This is a genomic window from Mesorhizobium sp. WSM4312 (assembly GCF_002294875.1).
Taxonomy (GTDB): domain Bacteria; phylum Pseudomonadota; class Alphaproteobacteria; order Rhizobiales; family Rhizobiaceae; genus Mesorhizobium.
Genome location: NZ_NSFU01000008.1, coordinates 41,243 through 65,770, shown reverse-complemented (window position 1 = coordinate 65,770; position 24,528 = coordinate 41,243). Strand labels below are relative to the sequence as shown.

The window sequence follows — 24,528 nt, the reverse complement described above, 5'->3', positions numbered from 1 at the left end:
TTTCACCAGGATGCCGCCCGTTGCCTCCATCATCGCCCTCACTCGACAGTTTCGATCTCGCCATCCTTGCCATCCTGCAGCGAGACAACACGACACCGCAGCGGCTGATCGGCGAAGCGGTGAACCTGTCGGCACCGGCCGTGCAGCGCCGCATCAAGCGCATGGAGCAGGCGGGCGTCATTGCAAGCAATGTCGCGATCATCGAACCCGCGGCGGTCGGCCAGCCCATCACCATCTTCGTCGAGGTGGAGCTGGAAAGCGAGCGCACCGAGCTTATCGACGGGGCCAAGCGGCAATTCTCGCAAACGCCCGAAGTGCAGCAATGCTATTACGTCACCGGCGAGGCCGACTTCATCCTCGTCATCACCGTAGCCGACATGGGCGCCTATGAGGCGCTGACGCGAAAGCTGTTCTTCGGCAGCAACAATGTCCGGAAATTCCGCACCTTCGTGGCCATGGACCGCGTCAAGGTCGGGCTGACCGTGCCGTTGCCAGATTGAACCTTGCCGGCAGGCAGGGTCCAGTCCGTCCCGCCATGCTTTTGACATTCTCAGGACGCGAATTGAGCTGGGAGGCGCGCTTGGACGACACCACGACAGTAGCGATCATCGGTGCCGGGCCGGCGGGCCTGGCAGTCGCCGCATGCCTGCGGCAGGCGGGCGTCGACTTCATCATCATCGAAAAAGAGCAGCAGGCCGCGCCTGCCTGGCGGCGCCATTACGAGCGCGTCCACCTGCATACGACCAAGCGCTATTCGTCGCTGCCCTTCATGCCCTTCCCCAAACACTATCCGCGTTATGTGCCGCGTGCGCTCTTCGTCGACTATCTCGATGCCTACGCGCAACGCTTCGACCTCAAGCCCCGCTTTGGAGAAACGGTGAAGGCGGTCACCCGGGACAGTCGCGGCTGGCGTGTGGACGCGCTATCCAGGCCGTTGCGCGCCAAACATGTGGTCATCGCGTCAGGTTACAATGCCGAGCCCTTGCGGCCCGGATTTGCCGGTATCGATACCTTCACGGGCAAGACATTGCACAGCGCGGACTATCGCAATGCCAGGCCTTTCGCCGGTCAGTCGGTGCTGGTCATCGGCATGGGCAACACCGGTGCGGAGATTGCGCTCGATCTGGCGGAAAACGGCGCACGGCCGACGATTTCCGTGCGCGGCGGCGTTCATATCGTGCCGCGCGAACTGTTCGGCGTGCCCATCCAGATGGTCGGCATGGCCGCGCGCCTGGGGCCGCAGCGCTTCAACGATGTTCTTTTCCCGGTCATTCTCGACCTGGTGCTGGGCAGGCTGGAAAAATACGGGCTCAAACGGCCGGGACAGGGACTGCTGGAGCAGATTGCGATTGCATCGCGCATTCCGGTGATCGATGTGGGCACCATCGGCAAGATCCGCGAAGGCGCGATCAAGGTCGCGCCCGATATCGCCGAGATTTCGGAACGCGGCGCCCGTTTCGCCGACGGCAAACACGGCGAATTCGACGCGATCATCTTCGCCACCGGTTACCGGCCGGGCTATGCCAGATTTCTCGAGCCCGGCATCCAGCCGGACCGCAGTGGAGTGACCCCCAAAGCTTCGGATCTCGGCCTCTACCTCATCGGTTTCCACAATGCAGTCACCGGATTGCTGCGCGAGATCGGGATCGAGGCCCAGGCGATCGCCGACGACATAAGGCACCGGCTGAACAGGACGAAGGCGGCCGAGATCTTGCCGGTGTGATGGGCTCGCGGACGACCTGGTTCCGCCCGGCTCAATCCGCCTTGCGCAGCCAGACCTTGTTGTCGTGGAAGGCAGCACCGCCATAGGGCGCGGGTGCATCGGCGCCTGTCAGCACGTTGATGCCCTCGCCGCGCTCATGCGCGCTGTTCGGCCAGATGCCTTCGGCTATCACCACGCCGCGCTTGATGCCGTCGAAGAATTTGGCATGCAGCACCAGCTCGCCGCGCCGGTTGCCGACCTCGACACGGTCTCCGTCGGCAAGCCCAAGGTCCGCCGCGTCGTCGGGATGCAGGAGGAGTGCCGGCCTGCCTTCCTTTTCCTTCGACACCGGCGTTTCGGCAAAGGTCGAGTTGAGGAAGTTGCGTGCCGGCGAGGTCGTCAGCCGGAATGGATGCGCTTCGTCGGCCACTTCGATCAGGTCGACATGGTCGGGAAACTCAGGCAGCCGTTCCACCGGTCCGAACAGGCCCATGCTCTTCGGCGGCCGGTTGGGAGCCGCCTGGCCGGTCCAGTCGGCGCGGAAGCGGAATTTACCATCCGCATGGCCAAACCCGTTGATAAAATGCGCGGCCTCGAAATCCGGCTGCAGATCGACCCATTTCTGCTCTTTCAAGCTGTCGAAACTGCCCAGCCCACGCTTGCCGAGAATGATGTCGATATGCTGCTGTTCGGTCAGGCCGAAACCCGGGCGGTCTGCGACCCCCAGGCGCGCGGCCAGTTGCTCGATGACGAAATGGTTGGTGCGCGGCCCTTCCGGCGGCTCGATCAGCTTGGGACCGAGCGTGATGTGCTGGTTGCCGCCGCCCTTGTAGACGTCGTCATGTTCGAGAAACATCGTCGCCGGCAGCACGACATCGGCCAGCCTGGCGGTGTCGGTCATGAACTGCTCGTGCACGCAAGTGAACAGGTCGTCGCGCAGAAAGCCCTGCCTTACCAGCCGCTGCTCCGGCGCGACATTCACCGGGTTGGTGTTCTGGATCAGCATCGCCGTCACCGGCGGCCCGCCGTAGAGCGCGTCGCCGGCGCCGGTCAGCACCGGGCCGATGCGCGAATGGTCGAGATGGCGGATCGAGGGATCGCGCATCCTGGTGCCTTCCAGCACCTCCTGGTTAAGCTTGAAGATGCCGGAATTCGAATGGAAGGCGCCGCCGCCCTCATACTGCCAGCTGCCCGTGACCGCGGCGATGCAGGAAGCGGCATGCATGTTGACGGCGCCATTGCGCTGGCGGGCGAAGCCGTAGCCGAGACGGAAATAGGTTTTCTTGGTCGTGCCAACGAGGTGGGCAAAGGCCTCGATCTCGGTGACCGACAGGCCCGTGATCTCCGCCGCCCATTCAGGGGATCGTGTCCGAAGATGCGCCTCCAGCCCCTTCGGGTCGTCGGTGTATTTTTCGAGATAGGCGCGGTCGGCCAGGCCTTCCCTGAACAGCACATGCATGACCGCGCAGGCCAGCGCGCCGTCGGTGCCGGGCTTCAGCACAAGGCCCATGTCGGCCTGCTTCATCGTCGCGTTTTCATAGACGTCGACGACGACGATCTTAGCGCCGCGTTCCTTGCGCGCCTTGATGGCATGGGTCATCACATTGACCTGCGTGACCACGGCATTGGTGCCCCAGATCACCACGCAGTCGGATTTCGCCATTTCGCGCGGGTCGGGCCCACGCAGGGCGCCCGCCCCCATCATCCAGCCGGTCCAGGCGAGATTGGTGCAGATCGACCCGAAGAAGCCCGAATATTTCTTGGCGTGACGCAGCCGGTCGATGCCGTCGCGCTGCACCAGCCCCATCGTGCCGGCATAGAAATAGGGCCAGACCGTCTCCGAGCCGTATTTGTCTTCGGCCGCGATGAACTTTTCGGCGACGAGGTCGAGCGCCGCCTCCCAGCTCGCTTCCTGCCAGACGCCGTCGCCTTTGGCGCCGGCGCGGATCAGCGGCTTCAGCAAGCGGTCGGGGTGGTGGACGCGGTCGGCATAGCGCGCGACCTTGGCGCAGACGACGCCGGATGTGTAGCTGTTGGCCTTGGCGCCATGGACACGGCCGATGCGGTTGCCGTCGAGCAACTCGACCTCGAGCGCGCAGGTGGACGGGCAATCATGCGGACAGGCCGAATGGCCGATGCGGAGCTTGGCGTGCTGGTTCATGACGCATGTCTAGCGAGTTTCGCACGTGGCGTGTAGGGCCAGATAGCGCCCTTCCTTCTCTCCCAAACGAAAGAACGCTCCCCCTACTCCGCCGTGCCTTCCTCATACTCGGCCGACATGGTCAGCCATTTTTCTTCGTGGCCGGCCAGCGTCTGGGCGAGTTGCGAGCGCTCCTTGGCCAGGCGCGTCGCCGTCGAGGGATCCTTTTCATAGATCGCCGGATTGGCCAGTTCGTCCTCGATGCCGTCGATGCGTTTGCGGAGGCGGTCCATCAGCGCTTCTGTGGCGCGGATTTCCTTGGCCAGCGGTTCGAAGGCGGCACGGCGCGCCGCCGCATCGCGGCGGCGGTCGGCTTTTGACGCCTTGTCGGCCTCGCGCTTGCCGCGGCGGTCGCCGGACACGCCGGTGACCAGCGTCTTGTAGTCCTCCAGGTCGCCATCATAGGCGTTGACCGCGCCATCCTTGACCAGCCACAGCCGATCCGCGGTCGCCTCAAGCAAATGGCGGTCGTGCGAGATCAGGATGACGGCCCCGGGAAATTCGTTCAGCGCATGGATCAGCGATTCACGGCTGTCGATGTCGAGATGGTTGGTCGGTTCGTCGAGAATGAACAGGTTCGGCCCCTCGAAGGCCGACAGGCCCATCAAAAGGCGCGCCTTCTCGCCACCGGACAGGTCCTTGGCGGGCGTATTCATCTTCTCGGTCGTCAGACCGAACTGGGCGACGCGGCCGCGCACCTTGGATTCCGGCGCCTCGGGCATCAGCCGGCGGACATGCTCATAGGCGTTTTCGTCCGGACGCAGATCGTCGAGCTGGTGCTGGGCGAAGATCGCCACCTTCAGCCCGGGCGCCACCGTCATGGTCCCGCTCTCCTGCTTGAGGCGGCCCGACAGCAGCTTGGCGAAGGTCGACTTGCCGTTGCCGTTGGCGCCAAGCAGCGCGATGCGGTCGTCGGCGTCGATGCGCAACGTCATCTTCTTCAGGATCGGCTGGCCTTCGGTGTAGCCGACATTGACGTTGTTCAGCGCCACGATCGGCGATGCCACAGTCTTCACCGGTTCGGGGAAAGAGAACGGCCGCACCGAATCGTTCACGATCGCCGCGATCGGCTTCATCTTTTCCAGGGCCTTGATGCGTGACTGCGCCTGTCTGGCCTTGGACGCCTTGGCGCGGAACCGCTCGACGAAGGATTCCATGTGCTTGCGGGCGGCCTCCTGTTTGACGCGGCCCTTTTCCTGCAATTCCTTCTGCTCGGTGTATTGGCGCTCGAACTGATCGTAGCCGCCGCGCCAGAAGGTCAGCTTCTTCTGGTCGAGATGAACGATCGAGTTGACGGCACGGTTGAGCAGGTCGCGGTCGTGCGAAATCAGCAGAACCGTGTGCGGGTATTTCGACACGTAATTTTCCAGCCACAGCGTGCCTTCGAGGTCGAGATAGTTGGTCGGCTCGTCGAGCAGCAGCAGATCAGGCTCTGAAAACAGCACGGCGGCCAACGCCACGCGCATGCGCCAGCCGCCGGAGAAGGACGAGGCCGGCCGGCGCTGCGCTGCGTCATCGAAGCCGAGGCCGGCGAGGATGGTGGCCGCGCGGGACTCGGCCGAATGCGCGTCGATGTCGGCCAGCCGCATGTGAATATCGGCGATGCGGTGCGGATCGGCCGCGGTCTTTTCCTCTTCGAGCAGCGCCGTGCGTTCGAGGTCGGCCTTGAGCACGATCTCGATCAGCGGCTCCTCGGTTCCCGGCGCTTCCTGCGCCACCTGGCCGATGCGCGTGTTCTTCGGCAGGCTGATCGAACCGGTCTCGGAGGGAAAATCGCCGGTGATGGCCTTGAACAGCGTCGTCTTGCCGGTGCCGTTGCGGCCGACAAGGCCGGCCTTGGTGCCGGCCGGCAAGGTCAGCGAGGCATGGTCGAGAAGCAGGCGCCCGGCCATGCGGAGCGAAAGGTCGTTGATGATCAGCATGGCCGCGCTTTTGCACCGGACATCAACTCTTCGCAAGACCTTGCGGGCCAGTTGGCCGCACAAGGCCTGAAACACAGGCGGGAGCGCGAGGCGAATTGGTGGCCACCAGAAGATATTCTCGCAAGGCGATGTCGCGGCTTCAGCGAAAAGCGCCTGGCACGGCACTTCTGCTGCTGGCAAATTTCGGCAAGGAGGAAAAGCCCGAACCCTTTCTCGGCAAGGTCAACCAGGAGACGCTTGCCGAAATGATCGGCACAACGCGACCGGGAGTCAGCACTTCATGAACAAGTTCCGCGACCTCGGATTCATCGAGTACAATGGGAAACTCGTGGTGCACAGTTCGTTGCTGAACGTGGTTCTGCGCGATCAACCGCAAATCAGACGGTGAACCCGGAAGGGCAAAGCCGCTTTCCGGGTTCCATTGGCTGTCGCGTCCAGGCCGGTTGGCCGGGACGCTTCGCGCTTAGCCAGCCGCCTTGCGCTTGGCACCCTTTGCCACGGCGGCCGGCGCTGCTGCCGGTTTGCGGCCAAGTCCCGTCGACTTTGCCAGTGCCGACCGGGTCGCCGAGTAATTCGGAGCGACCATCGGATAGTCCGGCGGCAGGCTCCATTTGGCCCGATAGTCGTCCGGGCTCAGACCATAGTCTGTCCTGAGGTGTCGCTTGAGCGACTTGAACTTCTTTCCGTCCTCCAGGCAGATGATGTAGTCGGGAAATACCGACTTTTTGGGGTTTACGGCCGGAACCAGGCTCGGGCTTTCCACGACGACCGCGCCAGCCAGTTTTCGAACCGAGGCGCTGACGCTGGCAATCAGGTCAGGCAGGCCGGAAGCTGGGAGTGGATTGTTGCCGACATAGGCCGAGACAATATCGGCCGTTAGCTCTATAACGGTCTTATCCTCGATATTTGACAATTCTTTCATCCTATTTGCGAGAAAGCCATCCACCCCAGCGAAGACTTTCGTCGATGTATCTCTTTAACCGCGTCCCCCAACGGGCGCCAAGTGCCAAAACGAATCAAGACTTGGCGTCAACTATTTTTATGGAAAATCGACGCTGCGCAAATTAGAAAATCTAATACTTGGAAGCAGCAGACTTGGTCGTCCGAGCGTCGGCCAATATCTCAAGAATACGCCGCCAACGGGCACAGCGCCCGAAATCCTTCTGCTCAATCGCCTTTTCGGCCTTCATCGCCGCGTAGAGCGGTGCTTCGGCGCCAAATTCCTTGATCAGCCAATGCGCTTCCTGCCTGGCGAGACGTTCATTGTCGTCAAACATAGTCTTGCACCTCCGAGCGCTCCAGGCCGACCGCGATACAACTGCCGATGACGAGGACGGCGCCGGCAATTGCGGTTGTCGTCAACCGCTCACCGGACAGGGTCAGCAGCAATGTCGAGCCAATCGGCGTGAGATAGGCGACGACCGCGACCTTGCCGCTGCCTTCGAGCTTCAAGGCGCGCGACCAGAAGTAATAACCCAGTCCCATTGGGCCGGCGCCGAGATAGAGCCCCAGGGCGAGATCGACGCCGGAGGGCCAGGCGACGCCGTCGCCAGCGGACCATAGAAGCGTCAACGCGACGCCGACCAGCGACGAAGGCAGCAGCAGCCGATCGGGTGAAGTGGCGAGCCGTCCAACCATCACCGAATAGAAAGCCATGCACAGCGCGGACCCGAATGCGGCGAAATAGCCGAGGAGATTGCCCTGGAACCAGTTGCTCTCACGCCCTCCCGAAATCACCAGCGCAACGCCGGCGAAGCCAAGGGCCGCGGCAAGCCCCAGCATGACCGGACGCCGGGGATTGTCGAAGGCGATCACTGCCGCGGCGACCATCAAGGGCCAGGTATAGGCCACGAGATTGGCTTCGATTACCGGCATCGAGGCGAAGGCGACGTATTGCAGCACCATGGTGCCGACCAGACCGATGAATCCGACAGCGAGAGGAGCGAGGGTCGCCCTCGGCGCCATCGGCCGCGCTTCCTCACGGTTCATGAGCCGGATCAAGGCGAAGACCAGTGCAGCTCCCGCAAATTGCAGGAACTGCACTTGCGACACCGGATGTGTTGCCAGCAGGGTTCTGCCGACCAAAGCATTGGTCGACCACAAAGCCACCGCGCCGGCGGCAAAGACCAGCGCGGATATCGAACCTGATCCGTGCCGAAACAATCGGCCTGGGGCTCTATCCCTGTGTTGGACCATGATCTTGCCCGAAGACCGGCTCCCACTTTTCGGGATCATGGTTGACTACCATGATTCCCTGGCTCCGCCCGAAACCTGTGCTTCGGCGGACGGGGCGGGCGTCGGATGCTCCGCCTCGAACCGGCGATAGGCCGGCAGCTGGTTGGTCCAGACGTCTTCGGCCAATTCGTTGACCCAGTCGCGGTCGTGATCATTGTCGGCGGCAAGATAGAACATGCGGTTGTCGTCGACATAGGGCTTGGCCACCGAACGCTGGTTGAGCACCAGGGTGACGCGCTCGCCATACTGGATCGGCGCCGTGCGATGCAGGACGCCAAGGAATTGCCCGAGGGTCGCGTAATTCATCTTGTGATCGATGCGCATGATGCGGTTGCGCGGGATCTCGCGGCCGGATTCGAGGATGGCGCGGCCCGTCTCGGAATCGTCGCAATAGATTTCGAGATGGCCGCCGACCAGCGGGTTGCTGATCGACAAAGGAATGAGTTCGGTGACCGGGACGCCGTCGCAATGCCATTCGACGGCGCCGTCCCTGGGATTCATGAAGGTGACGGTCGAGCCGACGATCGACAGCGGATAGGGCTCCAGCTTCGTGCCCATCATGTCGGACAGCCGCTCCAGACGCCGCTTGTCGTGCAGCAATTCCTTGATTTCGGGGATGAAACGGTCGGCGCCGGTGATGAAGGTCAGGTCGAGGTGCTTGTGCACGGCATGACTGTCCTTGAGCTTCAAAGCGGCCTCCTCGATTGCGGCGAGCAGTGCCGGGTCATAGCCATGCAGATACTGTGCAACGCCGAAACTCGACACTTTCCAGGCGGTTTCGTGGCCGATAATGGCCTCACGGCTCATCGCATAGCGCAGTTCGGGTATGGTATGTGCGTTCATTGTACTTCTCCAAGTGGGGGGCAAACACTTGATTAACAGTCGATTAAATTAGCCCCCCCTGTAAAATTAGGAATGCTGGTGCTAGTGTAAGCCCAGCTTAAGGTCGAAGCCCGTGCGTTTGCTCAGTCAGGTCAACCTCAATTCGCTGAAAATCGTGGAGAGTGCTGCGCGCCACGGGAATTTCACGCGGGCCGGCGAGGAGCAGTTCATCACCGCCTCAGCGGTCAGCCAGCGCGTCAAGAGCCTGGAGGATCAGCTGCGTTTCAAGATTTTCCAGCGCGGTGGCAATGCGGTGTCGTTGACGCCGGAAGGCGAGACCTATGTCTCGCGTGTTCGCGAGGCGTTGGAGCGGATCGTCGCCGCCAGCATGGAAGCGACCGGACAATCGCAGGAACATGTGCTGAAAATATCCGTGCTGCCGACTTTCGCCGCGCGCTGGCTGTTTCCGCGCCTGCCGGAGTTCCAGCGGCGACATCCCGATATCGTGATGCGGGTGTCGACCTCCTACGCGACGCATGAGTTCACGGCCTCCGATTTCGATCTCGAAATCCGCTATGGAGACGGCCATTTCAACGGGCTGCCATCCGATCTGCTGTTTCGGGAAGACCTGACACCGGTGTGCAGCCGCAAACTGTTCCATGAGATTCTTGGCAACAAGCCGGTGTCAAAGGTGACGCCCGACGACCTCAGGCACTTCACGCTTCTGCATTCCGACACCTGCACCCAGAACTGGCAGTCCTGGCTTGGCTTTGCCGGCGCCAGTTTCGTGCTCAGCGAGACCAAAAGCATCTACTTCGACTCGTGCATGATGTCCTATGAGGCCGCCAATGCCGGAATGGGCTTTGCCGTGGCCAACCGTGCCTATATGGCCAGCGACATCCGCGCCGAAAGGCTGGTCGCTCCCTTTGCCGTCCACCATCCGAATACCGCCGGCTGGTATTTCGTCTCCCCCCACAAGTGCCTTGCCGCACGCAAGGTGCTGCTGTTCAAACAATGGGTCATGGCGGAAGCGGCTTTGACGCAACGCCAATTGGACAGTGAAATCCGCGATCTGGCTACCGAAGCTGTCTGAAATTCGTATCGGCAGGAAACGCAATTCCGTGCGGTTCAGCATCATCGATTCCGAATGGCCTGACGTGAAGGCCATGCTTCTGCAGAAGATGCGGCGGTAGTCGGCGCAGGCAGCTCGCCCGGATCAGGCGAAAGCCCTGCCCTCTTCGGTACGCTGGAAATGCGCCAGATCGAGCGGCACGGAAGGACGGCCGAGGACCGTCAGGATCATATGCGCCTGGCCGCGATGATGGGTCTGGTGGTTGAAGACATGCGCCAGCGCGGGCGCAAGACGCTGCGAGACGGTGCGCATGTCCGACAGGGTCATATAGGTGAAACGGCCCGACAGCGCCTTGTCGCTCAGGCCAGAGAGCCAGTCGATGATCCGCCGGTCCTCCGCCTCGCGCGCCGTCCTCAACTTGGGCAAGGCCCGGTGCAGTATGGCATCCAGCGCCGTCGGCGCGTCGCCCTCGCCGGTGAAGCGCTTCATCCAGATGCGATCGGCAGCGAGCAGATGGTTGAGGGTGCCCATCAGCGAGCCGAAGAAGGCGCCGACGTCGCGATTGAACTCCTCTTCATCGAGGTCCGCGGCGGCATCATAGATGCGGCCATTGGCCCATTGATTATACGCCGCAAACATCATGAAATGCTGTTTCATCTTTTCTCCAGCCGCCCCGTTTCGGGGTGTCGCGAGCGATACCTAGACCGCAAAGAGACCCGCGCCAATGACCATTCTGCTTTATGAGCTCGTCGGGCGTGACGAGAGCCGTCCGTTCAGTCCACATTGCTGGAAGGCGACGATGGCGCTGGCCCACAAGGGGCTCGATATCTCGACCGCGCCGACGCGTTTTCTCGAGGTGCCCACCATCGAGGGCGGCGCTTCGAGAACCGTTCCGGTGATCCGCGACGGCGAAAAGGTCGTCATCGATTCCTTCGCCATCGCGCTCTATCTGGAGGAAGCCTATCCGGATCTGCCGACGCTGTTTGGCGGCGAAGGCGGCAAGGCGATGGCGCGCTTCATCGAGCGCTGGTCGCAATTGACCATCCATCCCTACGTCACCACTGCGGCGCTCGTCGATCTCCACGCCATGCAGGACGAAGAGAACGCCGTGTATTTCCGGCAGAGCCGGGAGCAGCGCTTCGGCAAGCAGCTGGAAGATGTCGTCGCGGCGCGCGATGCCGGCCTGGCGGCGTTTCGGGCTTCGCTCGAGCCGCTGCGCTCGATGCTGGGCTACCAGCCTTTCATCGGCGGCGCCTCGCCGCTGTTTGCGGACTACATCGTCTTCGGCGCGCTGCAATGGGCGCGCATCGCCACGCCCTACCAGCTGCTTGAAGACAGCGATGTCGTGACGCAATGGTTCGCGCGTTGCCTCGACCTGCATGGCGGGCTGGGACGAAAGGTAGCGGCAGCCGCCTGACGACCGCAAGCGCCTGCCCTGCCCGCGAGGCAGGTTGGACGCGCCATCAATCCGTGGCGGAAATCAGCGGCGGGATAGCCGGCCTACTTGGCCGCCTTCTTTGGCTTGCTGGTCTTCGGCTTGCTGGCTTTCGCGGCAGCTTTTTCTTCCTTGGGAGCGGCTTTGGCCTTGCTGGCGACAGGGGCCTTCTTGGCCGGCTTCGTGGCTGCCGACGGCTTACCCGCATCCTCCCGATCGATGTCGGCGGCCGCCTGGTGCCAATGGCGTTCGTGGTGACCGGCCGGTTGCCCCTCTTCCTGCCAGATCTGGTGTGCGCGGTTGCGAATGCGGTCCTGACGATCGTCTGCCATGGTCGTGTTGTCTCCATTCGGGCCGACTTCAGCGCGGCGCCGACGCGTGACTATAGCAAGCAAAGCGTTGCTGTGCAGCCGTCTGATCTCGCCCTGGCGGCTTGCCGGCCTGACATGGAAGCGCCCACTGCTCCGGTCCTTCGCTCGCTGTCCCTGCCCTTCGGGCGTTCAAACCCCTTGAAAGATGCGCTGGACCTTTCAATCCGCCCAAAGGCCGACAGGGCTTCACCATTCGTCGCTCGGAACGCCAGGCAATTGGCTTTCCGTCCGCTTCGGGACCGCTCCTCACCCCTTGGCAATGGGCGGGGCGGCCTGTATAGAGCCCGCCACTCTCAATTCCATTCTCAGACAAGGACGACCAATGGCGCTCGAACGCACCTTTTCCATGATCAAGCCGGACGCAACCCGGCGCAACCTCACCGGCGCCATCACCAAGATGCTAGAAGATGCCGGCCTGCGCGTCATCGCTTCGCGCCGCGTCTGGATGAGCCGCCGTGAGGCGGAAGGTTTCTACGCCGTCCACAAGGACCGTCCGTTCTTCGGCGAACTGGTCGAGTTCATGTCGTCGGCTCCGACGATCGTCCAGGTGCTGGAAGGCGAGAACGCCATTGCCAGGAACCGCGAAGTGATGGGCGCCACCAACCCGGCCAACGCCGACGAAGGCACCATCCGCAAAGTGCACGCGCTGTCGATCGGCGAAAATTCGGTGCACGGCTCCGACGCGCCGGAAACCGCCGCGCAGGAGATCAAGTACTGGTTCTCGGACACCGAGATCGTCGGCTGAGCCGACAGTCGCACCTTGTACCCCGTAAAAAGGCCGGCATTTCGCCGGCCTTTTTCATTGACGCAATGGTCAGGTCTCGCTGCCAACGCCGCTGCGCATCGCAGTGGCGGTGCTGGTCACTTCGGCTGACGATCTTTTACGTTCGCATGGGCGTTCGCTGCCGCCGTGTCGGTGGCCGGTGTCTGGGTGTCGGCACCTGCAAACGGACTACCCTGCCCAGGCGCCAGATCGCCGCTGTGGCCGGCCTTGTTGGTCTGGAAGGGTCGGCCATCGGCGCTGAGGCCATGCTGAAGGGCATTGAACAGATGGTCGTCCGCCTTCGCAAGGCCGGTGAGAGCAAGGAGCGATACGCCTGTGACAGCAAGGATAAGCGCGTGCGTTTTCATCTCTGGACTCCTTTGAGTTAAGGCCAGAACAAGCCGCAGCAGGTCTGGCGGCTTCAACGAAGGGACATTCGAAAATATCCCTTTTGCCTACCCGCCATGTCTGGGAGAGAAACGCTTCTCCTGCCCGAATTATTCCGGAAAGTGTCGGGCGATCGAATTAAGCGCTAACTCGCGGCGCTGAAGCGCAGGATTTCGTGGCCGTCCTTGTCCGATATGGCGAGCTTGCCGGCGTCGACCTTGTATGACGCCGCCTTGGCCAAGGCATCGAACAAGGCCTTTTCCTCGGCCATCACCTCCGGCGCGCAGGCCTTGTAGGTCGAGCCGACGTCGCTGATGGCGATCGCCTGGCCATCGACTTTCGCGGTGGCGAAATAGGTGTTGCAGGGGCCGCTGCCGCCGGCCTTGCCGGCCTCGCTGATCCTGAACGTCGCCTGCGGCGCGGTGATGGCGCCAATGCCATCGACATAGTCGACCACCCAGAGCTGGCCAAAGATGGAAGCCGCCGGCTCGGTGCCTGACGCCACCAACTTCAGCATGATGGTCTGCGGCGCGTCGGTCAGCGGGTCCAGCCGATGGCGCACATCGGAAATGAACATCAACTTGCCGTCAACGGTGATCCGCGCCTGCAGCGCATAGGTCATCTGTGACCGGATCACCGACGGATCGAGTTTGATCTCGAAGCTGATCGGCACCTGGCCGGCCGGCTTGATAGTCTGCTCGCCGATGATCCTGGCCGGTGCATCGGCTACTGAAACATCCGCGAGCTGGACGGAAAGCACGGCGCTGGGCGGCAGGGCGATGCGCTCGCGATAGATCACCTCGCCCCTCACCGCGTTTTCAGCGGCCACGGACAATTCCGGCACCGCCAGGATGCCGACGACCAGAGGCACGAAACCGAAGACGAAGAACTCCGCGAGCCTGTCCAGCATGACCGCCTCCCTTGCCCGGACTGCCAATCCCCGGGGCTGATCAACCTCACGCAATTGGCCAAAGGATTGCGGTCAATACATGGCTGCGACGGGATTTATTCGGACGATGACTTCCAGCGCTCTGCCGCTTGCGCGTCGGTTTCCTTGGCCTCGACCCAGCCACCTTCAGAACCATCGGCGCGATGCTCCTTCTTCCAGAAGGGCGCGCGCGATTTGAGGTAATCCATGAGAAAGTTCGCCGCTTCGAACGCGGCCTGGCGATGGGCAGAGGCGGCCACCACCAGCACGATATTCTCGCCCGGACGAATCCGGCCATGGCGGTGGATGACGGTGAGGCCCTGCAGCGGCCAGCGTTCAACCGCCTCGGCGGCGATACGGCCGATCTCGGCCTCCGCCATGCCAGGATAATGTTCGAGCTCCAGTGCCGTGAGCGCGCCCTGCTCATCGCGGCAGAGCCCGGAGAAAGAAACCACCGCGCCAATATCGCTGCGGCCCGCCGTCAGTCCGGCGATCTCGGCGGCGACGTCGAAATCCTCGCGCTGGATGCGCACGGTCAGCGCCAGGACGGCCGACACGGTGTCAGCCCCCGGTCATCGGCGGGAACAGCGCGATCTCGCGCGCGCCCGATATCTTTTCGCGGTGGTCGACATGTTCCTGGTTGATGGCAACGCGGATCACGTCGGGATATTGCAGCGCATGTTCGTAGCCCTCGCCGCGCGATTGCAGCCAGCGCAAGAGATCGGCGACCGTCTCGATGCCGGCGGGCAATTCGACATGCTCTTCAGGCATGCCGATCCGTTCGCGTACCCAGGCAAAATAGATGAGGCGGGTCGTCATTTCACTCATCCATGATGTGCTTGAGGCCGGCGCGGAAATAGTCGTAGCCGGTGTAGAGTGTGACGAGTGCCGCGATCCACAGCAGCACAAGGCCGGTCTGCGTCGTCAGCGGGAAGATCTTGTCACCGGCGGGTCCCGCCAGCAGGAAAGCGATAGCGACCATCTGGATGGTGGTCTTCCACTTGGCAAGCTGCGTCACCGGCACCGAGACCTTGAGCGCCGCCAGATATTCGCGCAGGCCAGAAACCAGGATCTCGCGGCACAGGATGATGATGGCCGCCCACAGCGACCAGCCGGCAATGCCGGCATGGCGATCGGTGTCGGCGGCAAGCAGCAAAAGGCAGGTCGCGACCAGCAGCTTGTCGGCGATCGGGTCGAGCATCTTGCCGATATTGGAGGTCTGCTGCCAGGCGCGCGCAAAATAGCCGTCGAAATAATCGGTGACGGACGCCAGCAGGAAAATGACTAGCGCCGACCAGCGGGCGAAGTCGCTCGATTTCAGATGGCCTTCGAGAAAAAAGCACAGCACCACCAGCGGCACCGCGATGATGCGGGCATAGGTCAGCATGTTGGGCAGGTTGAACGCGCGCTGGGCCATATCTGGTGGACTCTTTCTGCCTGCGTACTCAAATCAGAAGCGAATGTAGGGGGTCAACAGGCCAGATTCGACTGGCCAGCTGAAAGTGCTGAATTTTTTAACTTTCGTGAAAATGATTGTAGACCAGTTTGGCGACCTGTTCGGAAATACCGTCGACTTTCCTCAGATCCTCGATCGCGGCACGGCTGACCGCCTTGGCGGTGCCGAATGCAAGCAGCAGCGCGCGCTTGCGGCCGGGGCCGATGCCGGCGATCTCGTCGAGCGGGCTTTTGACCATCTCCTTCTTGCGCCGCGCCCGGTGCGAGCCGATGGCGAAGCGATGGACCTCGTCGCGCAGCCGCTGGACGAAATAGAGCACGGGGTCGCGCACCGGCAGTGAAAAGGAATCCCTGCCCTTGACGAAAAAACGCTCGCGGCCGGCATCGCGGTCCTGGCCCTTGGCGATGCCGATGGCCACGACGCGGTCCTCGATGCCGAGATCGGCGAGAATCTTGCGCACCGCCGTCATCTGGCCCTGGCCACCGTCGATCAGGATGACGTCGGGCCAGGCCGGGAAGCTGCCGGAGATGTCGTCTTCGACATCATCGCCCGCTTGCGCCGAGGCCGCGTCGTCGGGCGCGACATCGCCATGTTCCTTGAGCAGCCGCGAGAAGCGCCGCTCCATCACCTCGCGCATCATGCCGAAATCGTCGCCCGGGGTGATCTCGGTCGAGCGGATGTTGAATTTCCGGTACTGGTTTTTCACAAACCCTTCCGGTCCCGCGACAACCATGGCGCCGACGGCATTGGTGCCCATGATGTGCGAGTTGTCGTACACCTCGATGCGCACCGGCGGCTTGGCCAGGCTGAAGGTCTCGGCGAAACCGGCAAGCAGCCGTCCTTGCGTCGAGGTTTCGGCCAGCCTGCGGCCCAACGCCTCCCGCGCATTCTGCAAGGCATTGTCGGTCAGGTCCTTCTTCTCGCCGCGCTGCGGCACAGAGATCGCAACCTTGCGGCCGGCGCGGGTCGAGAGCGCCTCGGCCAGCAATTCCTGGTCCTCGATGCCGTGCGACAGAAGGATGGCGCGCGGCGTCGGCTTGTCGTCGTAGAACTGCGCCAGGAACGAGCCCAATACTTCCGATCCTTCCAGGGCAGGATCGGCTTTCGGGAAATAGGCGCGGTTGCCCCAGTTCTGGCCGGTGCGGAAGAAGAAGACCTGGATGCAGACCTGCCCGCCTTCCTGATGGATGGCGAAGACATCCGCCTCGTCGACGGTCGCCGGGTTGATGCCCTGATGGCTCTGCACATGCGACAGGGCGGCCAGCCGGTCGCGATAGATGGCGGCACGTTCGAAATCGAGGTCTTCAGATGCCTGCTCCATGGCGGCCGAAATCTCGGTCTTCACCTTCTGGCTGCGGCCGGACAAGAAATCCTTCGCCTCGGCGACCAGTTCGGCATAGCCCTCATGCGAGATTTCGCCGGTGCAAGGGCCGGCGCAGCGCTTGATCTGATAGAGCAGGCACGGCCGGGTGCGGTTCTCGTAGAACGAGTTGGTGCAGCTGCGCAGCAGGAAGGCGCGCTGCAGCGAGTTGATGGTGCGGCCGACGGCGCCGGCCGAAGCAAACGGGCCGAAATAGTCGCCTTTTCGCGAGCGCGCGCCACGATGCTTGTAGATGCCGGGCGAGACATGGTCGCCGGTCAAAAGGATATAGGGAAACGACTTGTCGTCGCGCATCAGCACGTTGAATCGCGGCCGCAAGCGCTTGATAAGATTGGCTTCGAGCAGCAGCGCCTCGATCTCGGTGCGGGTGACGACGAATTCCATCGTCGACGTCTCGCGCACCATGCGGCCGATGCGGTTGGTGTGGAACCGGCCTTGCGCGTAGTTGGTGACGCGCTTCTTCAGGCTGCGTGCCTTGCCGACATAGAGCACATCGCCCGCGGCGTTCATCATACGGTAGACGCCGGGCGCGTTGGGCAGCCGCTTGACCAAGGTCTGGATCACCTCGGCGCCGACCATGCCTTCGGCATCGCCGGCATGCGGCGTCCAGTCGATGGCGGTGAAGGCGACATCCGGGCCTGTCGGTTCGACGATCTCCTCGAGCGCCTCGTCCTCGAGGTCGATTTCGGGAGGCAGGTCATCGGCGCCGCCACGCGCCTTGTTTTTGTGATCCAAAGGACTCATTCCGTCATGCCTGTCACATCGGGCGTCTGCCATGCAAGATGCTGGCCGCCGTCGAGCGCGATCATCTGGCCGGTGACCGAGCGCGCATCCCAGAGATAGCGGATGGTGGCGCCGAATTCCGGCAATTCCGGGCCGCGCTTCAGGATCAGGCCAGCGAGCTGTGCGTCAAAATCGGTATCGTCCTGGCGGACATTCTTCAGTGTCGGGCCAGGCCCGATCGCGTTGACGCGAATGCGCGGGCCGAGCGCTTGCGCCAGCATCTGCGTCTGGGTCCACAAAGCCGACTTCGACAACGCGTAGGAGAAGTAGCGTGGCGTCGGCCGCCAGACGCGCTGATCGATGATGTTGACGATCAGCCCCTCGCGCCCTTCAGGCAAGGCGCGAGCGAAATTCTGCGCCAACAGCGCCGGCGTTTTCACGTGGATGGCAAAGTGGCGGTCCCAGGCCTGCCAATCGAAATCCTCAACGGAATCGCCGACGAAAAGCGACGCATTGTTGACCAGCAGCGAGATTGGACCCAGCGCGGCCTGCGCCTGGCCGACGAGGCCGCTGACGGCGCTCATGTCGGTCAGATCCGCCCCAACCACGGTGGCGCGGCCGCCAGACCGATTGATCCCCGCGGCCAAGGCATCCGCCTCGTCGTGCGAGCTATTGGCGTGGATGGCGACGGCAAAGCCATGGCCGGCGAGGTCTTCGACAATTGCCTTGCCGACCCGTTTCGCCCCGCCGGTCACCAGGGCCGCGGCAATGGCTTTGCTCATCTGCTGTCAATCCTCAATTTCGGCCCGAAAACACGGCGCCGACGAAATATGGCTCGGCATGCGTTAAACGGCATTCGCACTTGGGGCTGCATTGTGGCGAAACGCTCGGTTCGGCATGCCGACTCGTCTTGGAGTCGGGAGCGCCGGAACGCAATATAGGACGCTGGACTCCTTGCACCAAGCGGTGTGCAGCGCAGCATGAAATGGCTGCTGACATTTCGCTGTTGCGAAGATGCAACGTCAAGGTTCCGCCTCATTCGCGCCGGGTAATGACCCAAGTTCAGGTTCGCTTCAGCCTCATTTTGACACGACATTTGGAACCGACGAACGCCAGATCCGTTTCACCCCCCGGACGGGTTGATGGCGATCGTGAGAAACAAGCCTGTGTCCTGTGGCTTAAGGAGTAAAGAACAATGCAAGCCAATCTCAAATTCGCACGGCCGCTGGCCGTTGCGCTCGGGCTCTTCGCCCTCGGTGGTACTGCCTATGCCGCAGACGTCGTCCAGGAAGAGCCCCCGGCACCCGCACCGGTCGCCGAACTGCCTGTCGCATCCTGGGCCGGCCCCTATGTCGGTCTTAACGTTGGCTACGGCTTCAGCGGCCGTACCAAGGAGAAGGATTTCGACGTTTCGACCGACACCAAGGGTTTCGTCGGCAGCGTCTTCGGCGGCTATCAGTGGCAGCAGGAGAACTTCGTGTACGGCGGTGAAGCCGAACTCGGCTACAACGGCGTCAAGGGTGACGACAACGGCATCAACTCAAAGGGCGGCTTCGAAGGATCGCTGCGTGCCCGTCTTGGCTACGCCGTGACCCCGGAAATCCTGCTCTATGGCACCGGCGGTCTCGCCGGCAGAAGCCTGAAGGTGGAAGACTCGGTCATTCCTGCCAGCGACACCGCCACCATGATCGGCTGGACCGCCGGCGTCGGCACCGACATCAAGCTGACCGACAACGTCTTCGGCCGTGTCGAGTACCGCTACACCGACTTCGGCAGCAAGAGCTTCGATGGTATCGGCAAGGTCAAGGCCACCGACAACCGCGTCACCTTCGGCCTCGGTATGAAGTTCTAAGTCGTTCAAGCCACGACACGAAAAAGCCGGGCCTCGTGCCCGGCTTTTTTATTGTCGGCCGCTCAGGCCGGAACCGCCGACTTCAGCTCCGGAAATTTTTCGTCGAAACGTGCTGCCCAGCGAGTCAGCCGGCCACGGCCTTTTTCCCACTTGCCGGCGAAACGCAGCGCGAGATAGCCGAGGCAAGCGCGCAACGCCATCTGACCGGCCGTGATCTTCTTCGGTAGTTTCGGCGGGTTGGCATTGAGCAGATCGAGCGCGGCGGCGATCTTCGCCCACTGCCGGTCGAGCCAGGGCTGATAGACCATCTCTTCGGGCCGGGTGCGGCGTTCATAGACCATCGACAGCGCGCAATCGCAGATGCCGTCGGCCAGTGCCTCCAGCACTTCCGCCTCCAGCCGCTTGTCGGGATTGCGCGGAAACAACGCGTTCTTCGAAATCCGGTTGAGGTGCTGGGTGATGGCGCGGCTGTCGTGAATGGAACGGCCATCGTCGAGCACCAGCACCGGGATCTTGCCAAGCGGATTGGCGCCGATCAGTTCGGCCGGCTTGTCCTCGGTCTTGACCGGCACCAGATCGATCGCGATCCCGGCATAGGTCGCGGCCATCCTTACCTTGGAGCTGTAGGGAGAGGCGGGCGCGTAGAGCAGCTTCGGCATGATCGGTTTCCTGTTTGCAGGCGTCCAGTGTTGACTGGACAGGCGCTTGCGATCAACCGCCAGAGCGCGAGAAAACAGCGGCCAGAAACCGGTGGCGGTTTCCGCTCCAGACATCCCGGACAAGCCTACGGACTGGTACGCTGGAAACACGAGCGACGACGGCAGGTTGACGGGATTCAACCTGCATTCGCATCTCACGAACCCGAGGCATCGCACCCGGGCCTTCGCCGACCGCGACAAGGAGACGATCCAAGGAGCGAGCGAGGCAGCCAACCGGCGCCTCGCTTTGCTTGCCCCTCGATCCCATCCCGATGTTCAGCCCTCAAGGCTGAACCCGCTGCCGGACAGCTTCGATCCAGAGCGTCAGAGCGTCCTTGCGAACCCCGAAGGGATACGCGACGCCCCAACGATCCATCTACTTCTTGGCCGGAGCCTTCGCCTTCGCCTTCGCAGGCGCTGCCTTGGCCTTCGGCGCGGCGGCTTTCTTTACCGCGGGCTTGGTCGCGGCCGCTGCTGCTTTCATGGCCGGCTTTGCCGCTGCCTTCGCGGCAGGCTTTGCCGCTGCCTTCGCGGCAGGCTTTGCCGCAGCCTTGGCGGGCGCTGCTTTCTTGGCCACGGGCTTCGCTGCTGCCTTGGCCGCCGGCTTCTTCGCCGGTGCTGCCTTCGCTGCGGGCTTTGCCGCTGCCTTGGCGGGCGCCGCCTTCTTCACTGCCGGCTTTGCCGCAGCCTTGGCCGCCACCGGCTTCTTGGCCGGTGCTGCCTTTGCCGCGGGCTTTGCCGCCGCCTTCGCAGGCGCTGCTTTCTTCACTGCTGTTGCGGCCTTCGCCGCGACTGCTTTTGCGGGTGCTTTCTTTGCCGATGCCTTGGATGCCGGCGCTTTAGATGACTGCTTAGCCATGTCATGCCCCTTCACGTTATGCCGTTGGCCGTGAATGACCCCGGCGCGCAATGCATATCTGACTCGCGGCTCGCTAGCCAGCGAAGCAATGGTATGATTTTCTCAGCTTAAATTTTGGTTGAGATCGACACACGATCGCACTCATCATCGCAAAAATCCGCTGCTGATCTTCTTATATCGCAAGCAATTTCACACCGGCATTCTCGATGCGAAGCCGCCATGAAGCCGCGAAGATTAGCGAGCGGCTTCACGCATGATCTTCGTCCGCGAATATCACGACCTGCCACCTCATCGAAGCAATCATCTTCTACGAGTGAGCGATCCATGCGGATCACGAGCGCGACGCGACGACCAATCTGAAGATCACCTTGTCAAGCGCAGTTCCATCGCCAGCGGCTGATTGACAGACAACTCTGCAAGGCAGAGTATTCTGCGTAAATTCAGGAGCTGGCGATTTGATTTCGGTCACACAAAGGCAACAGACAGGACCGTTGCCCGCAATCGCCGGGCCATGTTGCGACGGTCCAGGGCCTTGCCGCAGTAGAGCCTATCGGTGAGCGCCGACGACATCATCCATCAGAGCATACGGCTCAGGATCATGGCCATCCTGAACACGTTGGAAAAGCGCGAGGCGCTGGAGTTTACCCAGTTGAAGGCCATGATCGAAACGACCGACGGAAATCTCGGAGCGCACATCGATACGCTGGCCAGAGCGGGCTATGTCGATGTCGAAAAGCTTTTCGTCGGGCGACGGCCGCAGACCCGGGTCAAGGCAACGACAATTGGGCGGCGGGCCTTTCGCGGCCACATTGCTTTTCTTCGCAAGATCATCGATCAGGCCGAAGTGACGCAACGCAGGAAATAGGCGCTGCGACCGAGCGACTTCTAACACTTTGCGTTGACGCAATTCCCTAGGGAAAGCGCCATGCGGTTTTCCCGGGAAGCCGTTTCACACTTTTCCTGGAATTGCTTTTAGCGCGTGGTGATCACGGCAACGCCGGCGCCGATCATGACGCCGCCTGCCGCGCGGTTGACCCGGCGCACTATGCTGGGCGTGCGCAGCAGACTGCGGGCACGGCCGGCGAGGAGAACATGCCCGCCGATCACCACAATCTCGACAGCCAGGATCACCGCGACCAGAATGCCAAGATGCGCTGGTGTGAGCGAAGCCCCGACCACGTTGGGCAACAGCGCCACGTAGAACAGCGGCATTTTCGGATTGCCGAGATTGAGCGCGACACCCGTGGCGAAGATCGTCAGCAGCCCGCGCCGCCGTGAGACGGGCTGCAGTTCCGGCACGACGGGCACGGCCGTCCACAGCTTGATGCCCATCCAGATCAGATAGGCCGCTCCGCCGTAGCGAAGCACCGTCATGACGATTGCCATCTTGGCGGCAATGACGACAGGCCGAGGGCTGCGAGCACCAGGAAAATAAGGATGCCGACCACCGTGCCGGCGCCATAGGCGATGCCCGACGCGGCGCCGCTGGAGATCGTGCGGGCGACGATGGTCATGTTGTCGGGGCCAGGGCTGGCGGCGAACACGAAGAAGGCTGCCGCGAAGGCAAGGATGGTGGCAAGGTCCATGAAGGTTTCCCGAAAGTGACGTGTTGCTCTCGGGTGCCCAGGTTAGCCGATTTGCCTGCCGTCGATAGCCCGAAAGTTCAGATTGTCGTCACGATTGATAACCGAGGCAGATGGCGCCGAGCGCCACGATGGCGCAGGCGCCGACCCGGCGGGGCGTCAGCGTCTCGCCAAGGAACAGCCGGCCGATGAAGGCCGCGAAGACGACGCAGGTCTCGCGGATCGCGGTGATCGGGCCGGCCGGCCCGAGCGCGAAGGCCGCCACCACGACGCCATAGGCGACAAGCGCGAACAGGCCGCCGCCCAGTGCCTTCCAGGTTTCAGGCGCCCGCGGGTCGACAGCAAGCCGGCCGCGGCAAGCAACGAAGGTCGCCGGCAGCAATGCACCATAGGCCAGCAGCACCCAGGCCGTGTAGGCGCCGACATTGCCCGCCACACGAACGCCGATCGCATCGACCGTCGCATAGGCGGCGATGATTGCTCCCGTTGCCAGCGCGTAGAGGATCGATGTCGTGGCGGCTCTTCCGCGCCCGAGCGACAGACCCATGATGCCGCCGCCGACCAGGGCAACGCCGACGGTCTCCAGAACGGTGAGTTGCTGGCCGGCGAGCAGGAAGCCACCAAGGGTGACGAGCAGAGGCACGCTGCCGCGAACAATCGGATAGACCTGTCCCAATTCGCCATATCTGTAGGCGGCCACCAGGAAGACGCTGTAGCCGACCTGCAGGCAGGCCGAGAGGGCGACATAGAGCCAGGCCGATGTAGCTGGAAAACCGTTTGAGATGGCCAGCGGAACGGCCAGCGCCGTGCTGGAGAAGCTCATGACGGTGACGGTCCACAACCTGTCGGCTCCGGTTCGCAGGAAGGCGTTCCAGCTTGCGTGCAGGATCGCTGCGAAGAGCGCGAGCCCGATGACCAGCGGGCTCATTGTGGTCTGCGCGAGGCGGCGACGATGTCCAGGGCCGTCTTGCGCGCTTCACGCAATGCGGTATCCGCCTGCCCCATCTGCGCCATCAGGGTGGCACCTTCGATCAGTATCAACAGCGTCGCCGCCACGTTCTCGGCCCGCCCGCGCGGCATCACCTCCGACAGGATCGATCGCATGCGCTGCCGAAGGCCATTCTTCTGCCTGGCGACAGCCTCGAACACCGGATGCCCGGGATCGCCGAACTCGGCCAGCGCATGCGCGAACAGACAGCCGTGGAAATCCGGGCTGCGGAACCAGCGCCCATGCCAGTCGAAAATCTCTGCGATTTTCTGCTCCGGCGTGATGCTCTTTTGGGCAAGCTGGTCGAGCTGATCGTCAAAACGCCTGGCGCGATAGTCGAGCACCGCGACGATCAGCTCGTCCTTGCTTGGGAAATGCCGGTACATCGTCATCTTGGCCACGTCGGCCTCGGCGATGATCCGGTCGATGCCGGTGGCATGAAAGCCGGCGCGGTTGAACAGCGCATAGGCGGTTTCGATGACATGCTGGCGTTTGTCGGAGGGAGTTGACGGTGCCATGGTGCTTGCCTGATGATGAGACAGGTCTGTCTCATATCTATGCAATGGATCGCGCCTTCTGTCAACACGACAAAACGCCTACGGTCGATCGAGCCGCAGGCGCCAAAGCAATCGCGAAGGGAGGCTGCGTCTAGCGCAGGACGCGGCAGCGGCCGTTATAGACCATCCAGCGGTCGAATCCCGAGACACAGAATTCGACATTGTCGCCGATCGAGGCAAAGCCCTGGCCTTCCTCGATCAGGTACCAGATGGTCCGGTCGCGCCCGTCGGAGAGACTGACGGTGGCGCCGCAATAGCGGCGGCCGATCGGCCAGGTGTCATTGGCCGGCAGATAGCGATGCTGGTGGATGCGCCGGAAATTGGTGATCTGCACATCCGGCAGGTGCGGCACGTGATGCACCTGGTAGGAGAAGCGGCTGGTGATCTTGCTCAGCACCCAGGGCTGGCCGCAGATGCCGCCATCGTCGTCGGAATAGACGGCAAGGTCGGCCGCCTGCGCCGCCTGGGTGATACCGAGAGGCGCGGCAAACGGGGTGCAGAGCGAAATCAGGGCGGCAAGTGCGGATTTGGCGAAGCGAGTCATGGCAGCCTCTCAAGGTCGATTGCGCGCACTGTGCGGATTCGCTCGGCGGC

Annotated in this window: 27 protein-coding genes and 2 pseudogenes; 8 read left to right on the top strand and 21 right to left on the bottom strand. The window is 62.7% G+C overall.

All coding sequences use genetic code 11. The features are described 5' to 3' along the window. Positions 1-20: 20 nt before the first annotated feature. Together CK228_RS14690 and CK228_RS14685 are read left to right on the top strand one after the other, a co-directional pair. A complete protein-coding gene (locus tag CK228_RS14690) occupies positions 21-500 on the top strand; it encodes an Lrp/AsnC family transcriptional regulator (protein WP_095788306.1) in 480 nt (159 codons plus the stop codon). 35 nt (positions 501-535) lie between these two features. After that, a complete protein-coding gene (locus CK228_RS14685; protein WP_179295917.1) occupies positions 536-1,723 on the top strand; it encodes an NAD(P)/FAD-dependent oxidoreductase in 1,188 nt (395 codons plus the stop codon). Between the two features lie 31 nt (positions 1,724-1,754). Here the strand turns inward: CK228_RS14685 and CK228_RS14680 are convergent, their stop codons facing one another. Next, positions 1,755-3,863: a molybdopterin oxidoreductase family protein gene (locus CK228_RS14680; RefSeq protein WP_095788305.1), complete on the bottom strand. Its 2,109-nt coding sequence runs from the start codon at positions 3,861-3,863 to the stop codon at positions 1,755-1,757. Between the two features lie 83 nt (positions 3,864-3,946). After that, complete coding sequence (locus CK228_RS14675; protein WP_095788304.1) at positions 3,947-5,824, bottom strand: ABC-F family ATP-binding cassette domain-containing protein; 1,878 nt, start codon at positions 5,822-5,824, stop codon at positions 3,947-3,949. 141 nt (positions 5,825-5,965) lie between these two features. Here CK228_RS14675 and CK228_RS14670 point away from each other — a divergent pair. Then, positions 5,966-6,212 (top strand): annotated as a pseudogene (locus CK228_RS14670) (helix-turn-helix domain-containing protein); the annotation flags it as partial. Between the two features lie 75 nt (positions 6,213-6,287). Here the strand turns inward: CK228_RS14670 and CK228_RS14665 are convergent. The 4 genes from CK228_RS14665 to CK228_RS35300 all read right to left on the bottom strand — a co-directional run bounded on the left by CK228_RS14665 (position 6,288) and on the right by CK228_RS35300 (position 8,902). Continuing rightward, entirely contained in the window at positions 6,288-6,746 is a 459-nt protein-coding gene (locus tag CK228_RS14665) for a MucR family transcriptional regulator (protein WP_019857325.1), read from the bottom strand. Between the two features lie 151 nt (positions 6,747-6,897). Further along, entirely contained in the window at positions 6,898-7,101 is a 204-nt protein-coding gene (locus CK228_RS14660; RefSeq protein ID WP_010915223.1) for a hypothetical protein, read from the bottom strand. Then, the gene (locus CK228_RS14655; protein ID WP_095788448.1) at positions 7,094-8,020 is read right to left on the bottom strand and encodes a DMT family transporter; all 927 of its coding nucleotides are present in this window, start codon (positions 8,018-8,020) and stop codon (positions 7,094-7,096) included. Before CK228_RS14655 ends, CK228_RS14660 begins: the two co-directional genes overlap by 8 nt. Before the next feature lie 45 nt (positions 8,021-8,065). Beyond that, positions 8,066-8,902: a hypothetical protein gene (locus CK228_RS35300; protein ID WP_179295916.1), complete on the bottom strand. Its 837-nt coding sequence runs from the start codon at positions 8,900-8,902 to the stop codon at positions 8,066-8,068. Positions 8,903-9,014: 112 nt separating this feature from the next. On the opposite strand from CK228_RS35300, the gene CK228_RS14640 reads away from it, so the two are divergent. Next, entirely contained in the window at positions 9,015-9,974 is a 960-nt protein-coding gene (locus CK228_RS14640) for a LysR substrate-binding domain-containing protein (RefSeq protein ID WP_095770643.1), read from the top strand. Between the two features lie 123 nt (positions 9,975-10,097). Here the strand turns inward: CK228_RS14640 and CK228_RS14630 are convergent, their stop codons facing one another. Continuing rightward, entirely contained in the window at positions 10,098-10,610 is a 513-nt protein-coding gene (locus tag CK228_RS14630; protein ID WP_019857317.1) for a DinB family protein, read from the bottom strand. A gap of 67 nt (positions 10,611-10,677) precedes the next feature. Here CK228_RS14630 and CK228_RS14625 point away from each other — a divergent pair, with 67 nt between their 5' ends. After that, positions 10,678-11,370 (top strand): glutathione S-transferase family protein, encoded by a 693-nt coding sequence (locus CK228_RS14625; RefSeq protein ID WP_095770645.1) that lies wholly within the window; start codon positions 10,678-10,680, stop codon positions 11,368-11,370. Positions 11,371-11,453: 83 nt separating this feature from the next. Here the strand turns inward: CK228_RS14625 and CK228_RS14620 are convergent, their stop codons facing one another. Next, the gene (locus tag CK228_RS14620; RefSeq protein ID WP_095770646.1) at positions 11,454-11,720 is read right to left on the bottom strand and encodes a DUF2934 domain-containing protein; all 267 of its coding nucleotides are present in this window, start codon (positions 11,718-11,720) and stop codon (positions 11,454-11,456) included. 361 nt (positions 11,721-12,081) lie between these two features. Here CK228_RS14620 and ndk point away from each other — a divergent pair, with 361 nt between their 5' ends. After that, positions 12,082-12,504 (top strand): nucleoside-diphosphate kinase, encoded by a 423-nt coding sequence (ndk, locus tag CK228_RS14615; RefSeq protein WP_095770647.1) that lies wholly within the window; start codon positions 12,082-12,084, stop codon positions 12,502-12,504. A 116-nt stretch (positions 12,505-12,620) separates the two neighbouring features. Here the strand turns inward: ndk and CK228_RS14610 are convergent, their stop codons facing one another. The 7 genes from CK228_RS14610 to CK228_RS14580 form a co-directional block, all read right to left on the bottom strand. Beyond that, positions 12,621-12,890 (bottom strand): hypothetical protein, encoded by a 270-nt coding sequence (locus tag CK228_RS14610; RefSeq protein ID WP_095770648.1) that lies wholly within the window; start codon positions 12,888-12,890, stop codon positions 12,621-12,623. A gap of 164 nt (positions 12,891-13,054) precedes the next feature. Next, entirely contained in the window at positions 13,055-13,819 is a 765-nt protein-coding gene (locus tag CK228_RS14605; protein ID WP_095770649.1) for a YbaY family lipoprotein, read from the bottom strand. 95 nt (positions 13,820-13,914) lie between these two features. Continuing rightward, positions 13,915-14,394 (bottom strand): molybdenum cofactor biosynthesis protein MoaE, encoded by a 480-nt coding sequence (locus CK228_RS14600; RefSeq protein ID WP_095788303.1) that lies wholly within the window; start codon positions 14,392-14,394, stop codon positions 13,915-13,917. Between the two features lie 4 nt (positions 14,395-14,398). Then, positions 14,399-14,656, bottom strand: a complete 258-nt coding sequence (gene moaD, locus CK228_RS14595) for a molybdopterin converting factor subunit 1 (RefSeq protein ID WP_095770651.1) — start codon at positions 14,654-14,656, stop codon at positions 14,399-14,401. A gap of 1 nt (position 14,657) precedes the next feature. After that, positions 14,658-15,254 carry a CDP-diacylglycerol--glycerol-3-phosphate 3-phosphatidyltransferase gene (gene pgsA, locus CK228_RS14590; protein WP_010915213.1) on the bottom strand — a complete coding sequence of 199 codons (597 nt, stop codon included), beginning with the start codon at positions 15,252-15,254 and terminating at the stop codon, positions 14,658-14,660. Between the two features lie 97 nt (positions 15,255-15,351). Then, entirely contained in the window at positions 15,352-17,418 is a 2,067-nt protein-coding gene (uvrC, locus tag CK228_RS14585; protein WP_095788302.1) for an excinuclease ABC subunit UvrC, read from the bottom strand. Beyond that, the gene (locus CK228_RS14580) at positions 17,415-18,179 is read right to left on the bottom strand and encodes an SDR family oxidoreductase (protein ID WP_095770653.1); all 765 of its coding nucleotides are present in this window, start codon (positions 18,177-18,179) and stop codon (positions 17,415-17,417) included. The genes uvrC and CK228_RS14580 overlap by 4 nt, the downstream gene beginning before the upstream one ends. Positions 18,180-18,592: 413 nt before the next feature. On the opposite strand from CK228_RS14580, the gene CK228_RS14575 reads away from it, so the two are divergent. Beyond that, a complete protein-coding gene (locus CK228_RS14575; RefSeq protein WP_095770654.1) occupies positions 18,593-19,249 on the top strand; it encodes an outer membrane protein in 657 nt (218 codons plus the stop codon). 62 nt (positions 19,250-19,311) lie between these two features. Here CK228_RS14575 and CK228_RS14570 read toward each other — a convergent pair whose 3' ends face one another. Together CK228_RS14570 and CK228_RS14565 are read right to left on the bottom strand one after the other, a co-directional pair. Next, the gene (locus tag CK228_RS14570) at positions 19,312-19,908 is read right to left on the bottom strand and encodes a glutathione S-transferase (RefSeq protein WP_095788447.1); all 597 of its coding nucleotides are present in this window, start codon (positions 19,906-19,908) and stop codon (positions 19,312-19,314) included. 415 nt (positions 19,909-20,323) lie between these two features. Next, positions 20,324-20,716, bottom strand: a complete 393-nt coding sequence (locus CK228_RS14565; RefSeq protein WP_179295915.1) for a hypothetical protein — start codon at positions 20,714-20,716, stop codon at positions 20,324-20,326. 643 nt (positions 20,717-21,359) lie between these two features. Here CK228_RS14565 and CK228_RS14560 point away from each other — a divergent pair. After that, a complete protein-coding gene (locus tag CK228_RS14560; protein WP_095770656.1) occupies positions 21,360-21,671 on the top strand; it encodes a transcriptional regulator in 312 nt (103 codons plus the stop codon). Between the two features lie 107 nt (positions 21,672-21,778). On the opposite strand, the pseudogene CK228_RS14555 reads toward CK228_RS14560, so the two are convergent. The 4 genes and pseudogenes from CK228_RS14555 to CK228_RS14540 form a co-directional block, all read right to left on the bottom strand. Continuing rightward, positions 21,779-22,392 (bottom strand): annotated as a pseudogene (locus CK228_RS14555) (LysE family translocator). An 88-nt stretch (positions 22,393-22,480) separates the two neighbouring features. Further along, on the bottom strand, positions 22,481-23,317 hold the full coding sequence (locus CK228_RS14550) for a DMT family transporter (RefSeq protein WP_095788300.1): 837 nt from the start codon (positions 23,315-23,317) through the stop codon (positions 22,481-22,483). Continuing rightward, complete coding sequence (locus CK228_RS14545) at positions 23,314-23,895, bottom strand: TetR/AcrR family transcriptional regulator (protein ID WP_095788299.1); 582 nt, start codon at positions 23,893-23,895, stop codon at positions 23,314-23,316. The genes CK228_RS14550 and CK228_RS14545 overlap by 4 nt, the downstream gene beginning before the upstream one ends. A 130-nt stretch (positions 23,896-24,025) precedes the next feature. After that, positions 24,026-24,478: a hypothetical protein gene (locus CK228_RS14540; protein WP_095788298.1), complete on the bottom strand. Its 453-nt coding sequence runs from the start codon at positions 24,476-24,478 to the stop codon at positions 24,026-24,028. Positions 24,479-24,528: the final 50 nt, after the last annotated feature.

Bases quoted from the DNA above. Each gene is read 5' to 3' on its own strand.
- CK228_RS14685 (WP_179295917.1), top strand. From the start codon at position 536: ATGCTTTTGACATTCTCAGGACGCGAATTGAGCTGGGAGGCGCGCTTG.
- CK228_RS14680 (WP_095788305.1), bottom strand. From the start codon at position 3,863: ATGAACCAGCACGCCAAGCTCCGCATCGGCCATTCGGCCTGTCCGCAT.
- CK228_RS14675 (WP_095788304.1), bottom strand. From the start codon at position 5,824: ATGCTGATCATCAACGACCTTTCGCTCCGCATGGCCGGGCGCCTGCTT.
- CK228_RS14665 (WP_019857325.1), bottom strand. From the start codon at position 6,746: ATGAAAGAATTGTCAAATATCGAGGATAAGACCGTTATAGAGCTAACG.
- CK228_RS14660 (WP_010915223.1), bottom strand. From the start codon at position 7,101: ATGTTTGACGACAATGAACGTCTCGCCAGGCAGGAAGCGCATTGGCTG.
- CK228_RS14655 (WP_095788448.1), bottom strand. From the start codon at position 8,020: ATGGTCCAACACAGGGATAGAGCCCCAGGCCGATTGTTTCGGCACGGA.
- CK228_RS35300 (WP_179295916.1), bottom strand. From the start codon at position 8,902: ATGAACGCACATACCATACCCGAACTGCGCTATGCGATGAGCCGTGAG.
- CK228_RS14630 (WP_019857317.1), bottom strand. From the start codon at position 10,610: ATGAAACAGCATTTCATGATGTTTGCGGCGTATAATCAATGGGCCAAT.
- CK228_RS14625 (WP_095770645.1), top strand. From the start codon at position 10,678: ATGACCATTCTGCTTTATGAGCTCGTCGGGCGTGACGAGAGCCGTCCG.
- CK228_RS14620 (WP_095770646.1), bottom strand. From the start codon at position 11,720: ATGGCAGACGATCGTCAGGACCGCATTCGCAACCGCGCACACCAGATC.
- ndk (WP_095770647.1), top strand. From the start codon at position 12,082: ATGGCGCTCGAACGCACCTTTTCCATGATCAAGCCGGACGCAACCCGG.
- CK228_RS14610 (WP_095770648.1), bottom strand. From the start codon at position 12,890: ATGAAAACGCACGCGCTTATCCTTGCTGTCACAGGCGTATCGCTCCTT.
- CK228_RS14605 (WP_095770649.1), bottom strand. From the start codon at position 13,819: ATGCTGGACAGGCTCGCGGAGTTCTTCGTCTTCGGTTTCGTGCCTCTG.
- moaD (WP_095770651.1), bottom strand. From the start codon at position 14,656: ATGACGACCCGCCTCATCTATTTTGCCTGGGTACGCGAACGGATCGGC.
- pgsA (WP_010915213.1), bottom strand. From the start codon at position 15,254: ATGGCCCAGCGCGCGTTCAACCTGCCCAACATGCTGACCTATGCCCGC.
- uvrC (WP_095788302.1), bottom strand. From the start codon at position 17,418: ATGAGTCCTTTGGATCACAAAAACAAGGCGCGTGGCGGCGCCGATGAC.
- CK228_RS14580 (WP_095770653.1), bottom strand. From the start codon at position 18,179: ATGAGCAAAGCCATTGCCGCGGCCCTGGTGACCGGCGGGGCGAAACGG.
- CK228_RS14575 (WP_095770654.1), top strand. From the start codon at position 18,593: ATGCAAGCCAATCTCAAATTCGCACGGCCGCTGGCCGTTGCGCTCGGG.
- CK228_RS14570 (WP_095788447.1), bottom strand. From the start codon at position 19,908: ATGCCGAAGCTGCTCTACGCGCCCGCCTCTCCCTACAGCTCCAAGGTA.
- CK228_RS14550 (WP_095788300.1), bottom strand. From the start codon at position 23,317: ATGAGCCCGCTGGTCATCGGGCTCGCGCTCTTCGCAGCGATCCTGCAC.
- CK228_RS14545 (WP_095788299.1), bottom strand. From the start codon at position 23,895: ATGGCACCGTCAACTCCCTCCGACAAACGCCAGCATGTCATCGAAACC.
- CK228_RS14540 (WP_095788298.1), bottom strand. From the start codon at position 24,478: ATGACTCGCTTCGCCAAATCCGCACTTGCCGCCCTGATTTCGCTCTGC.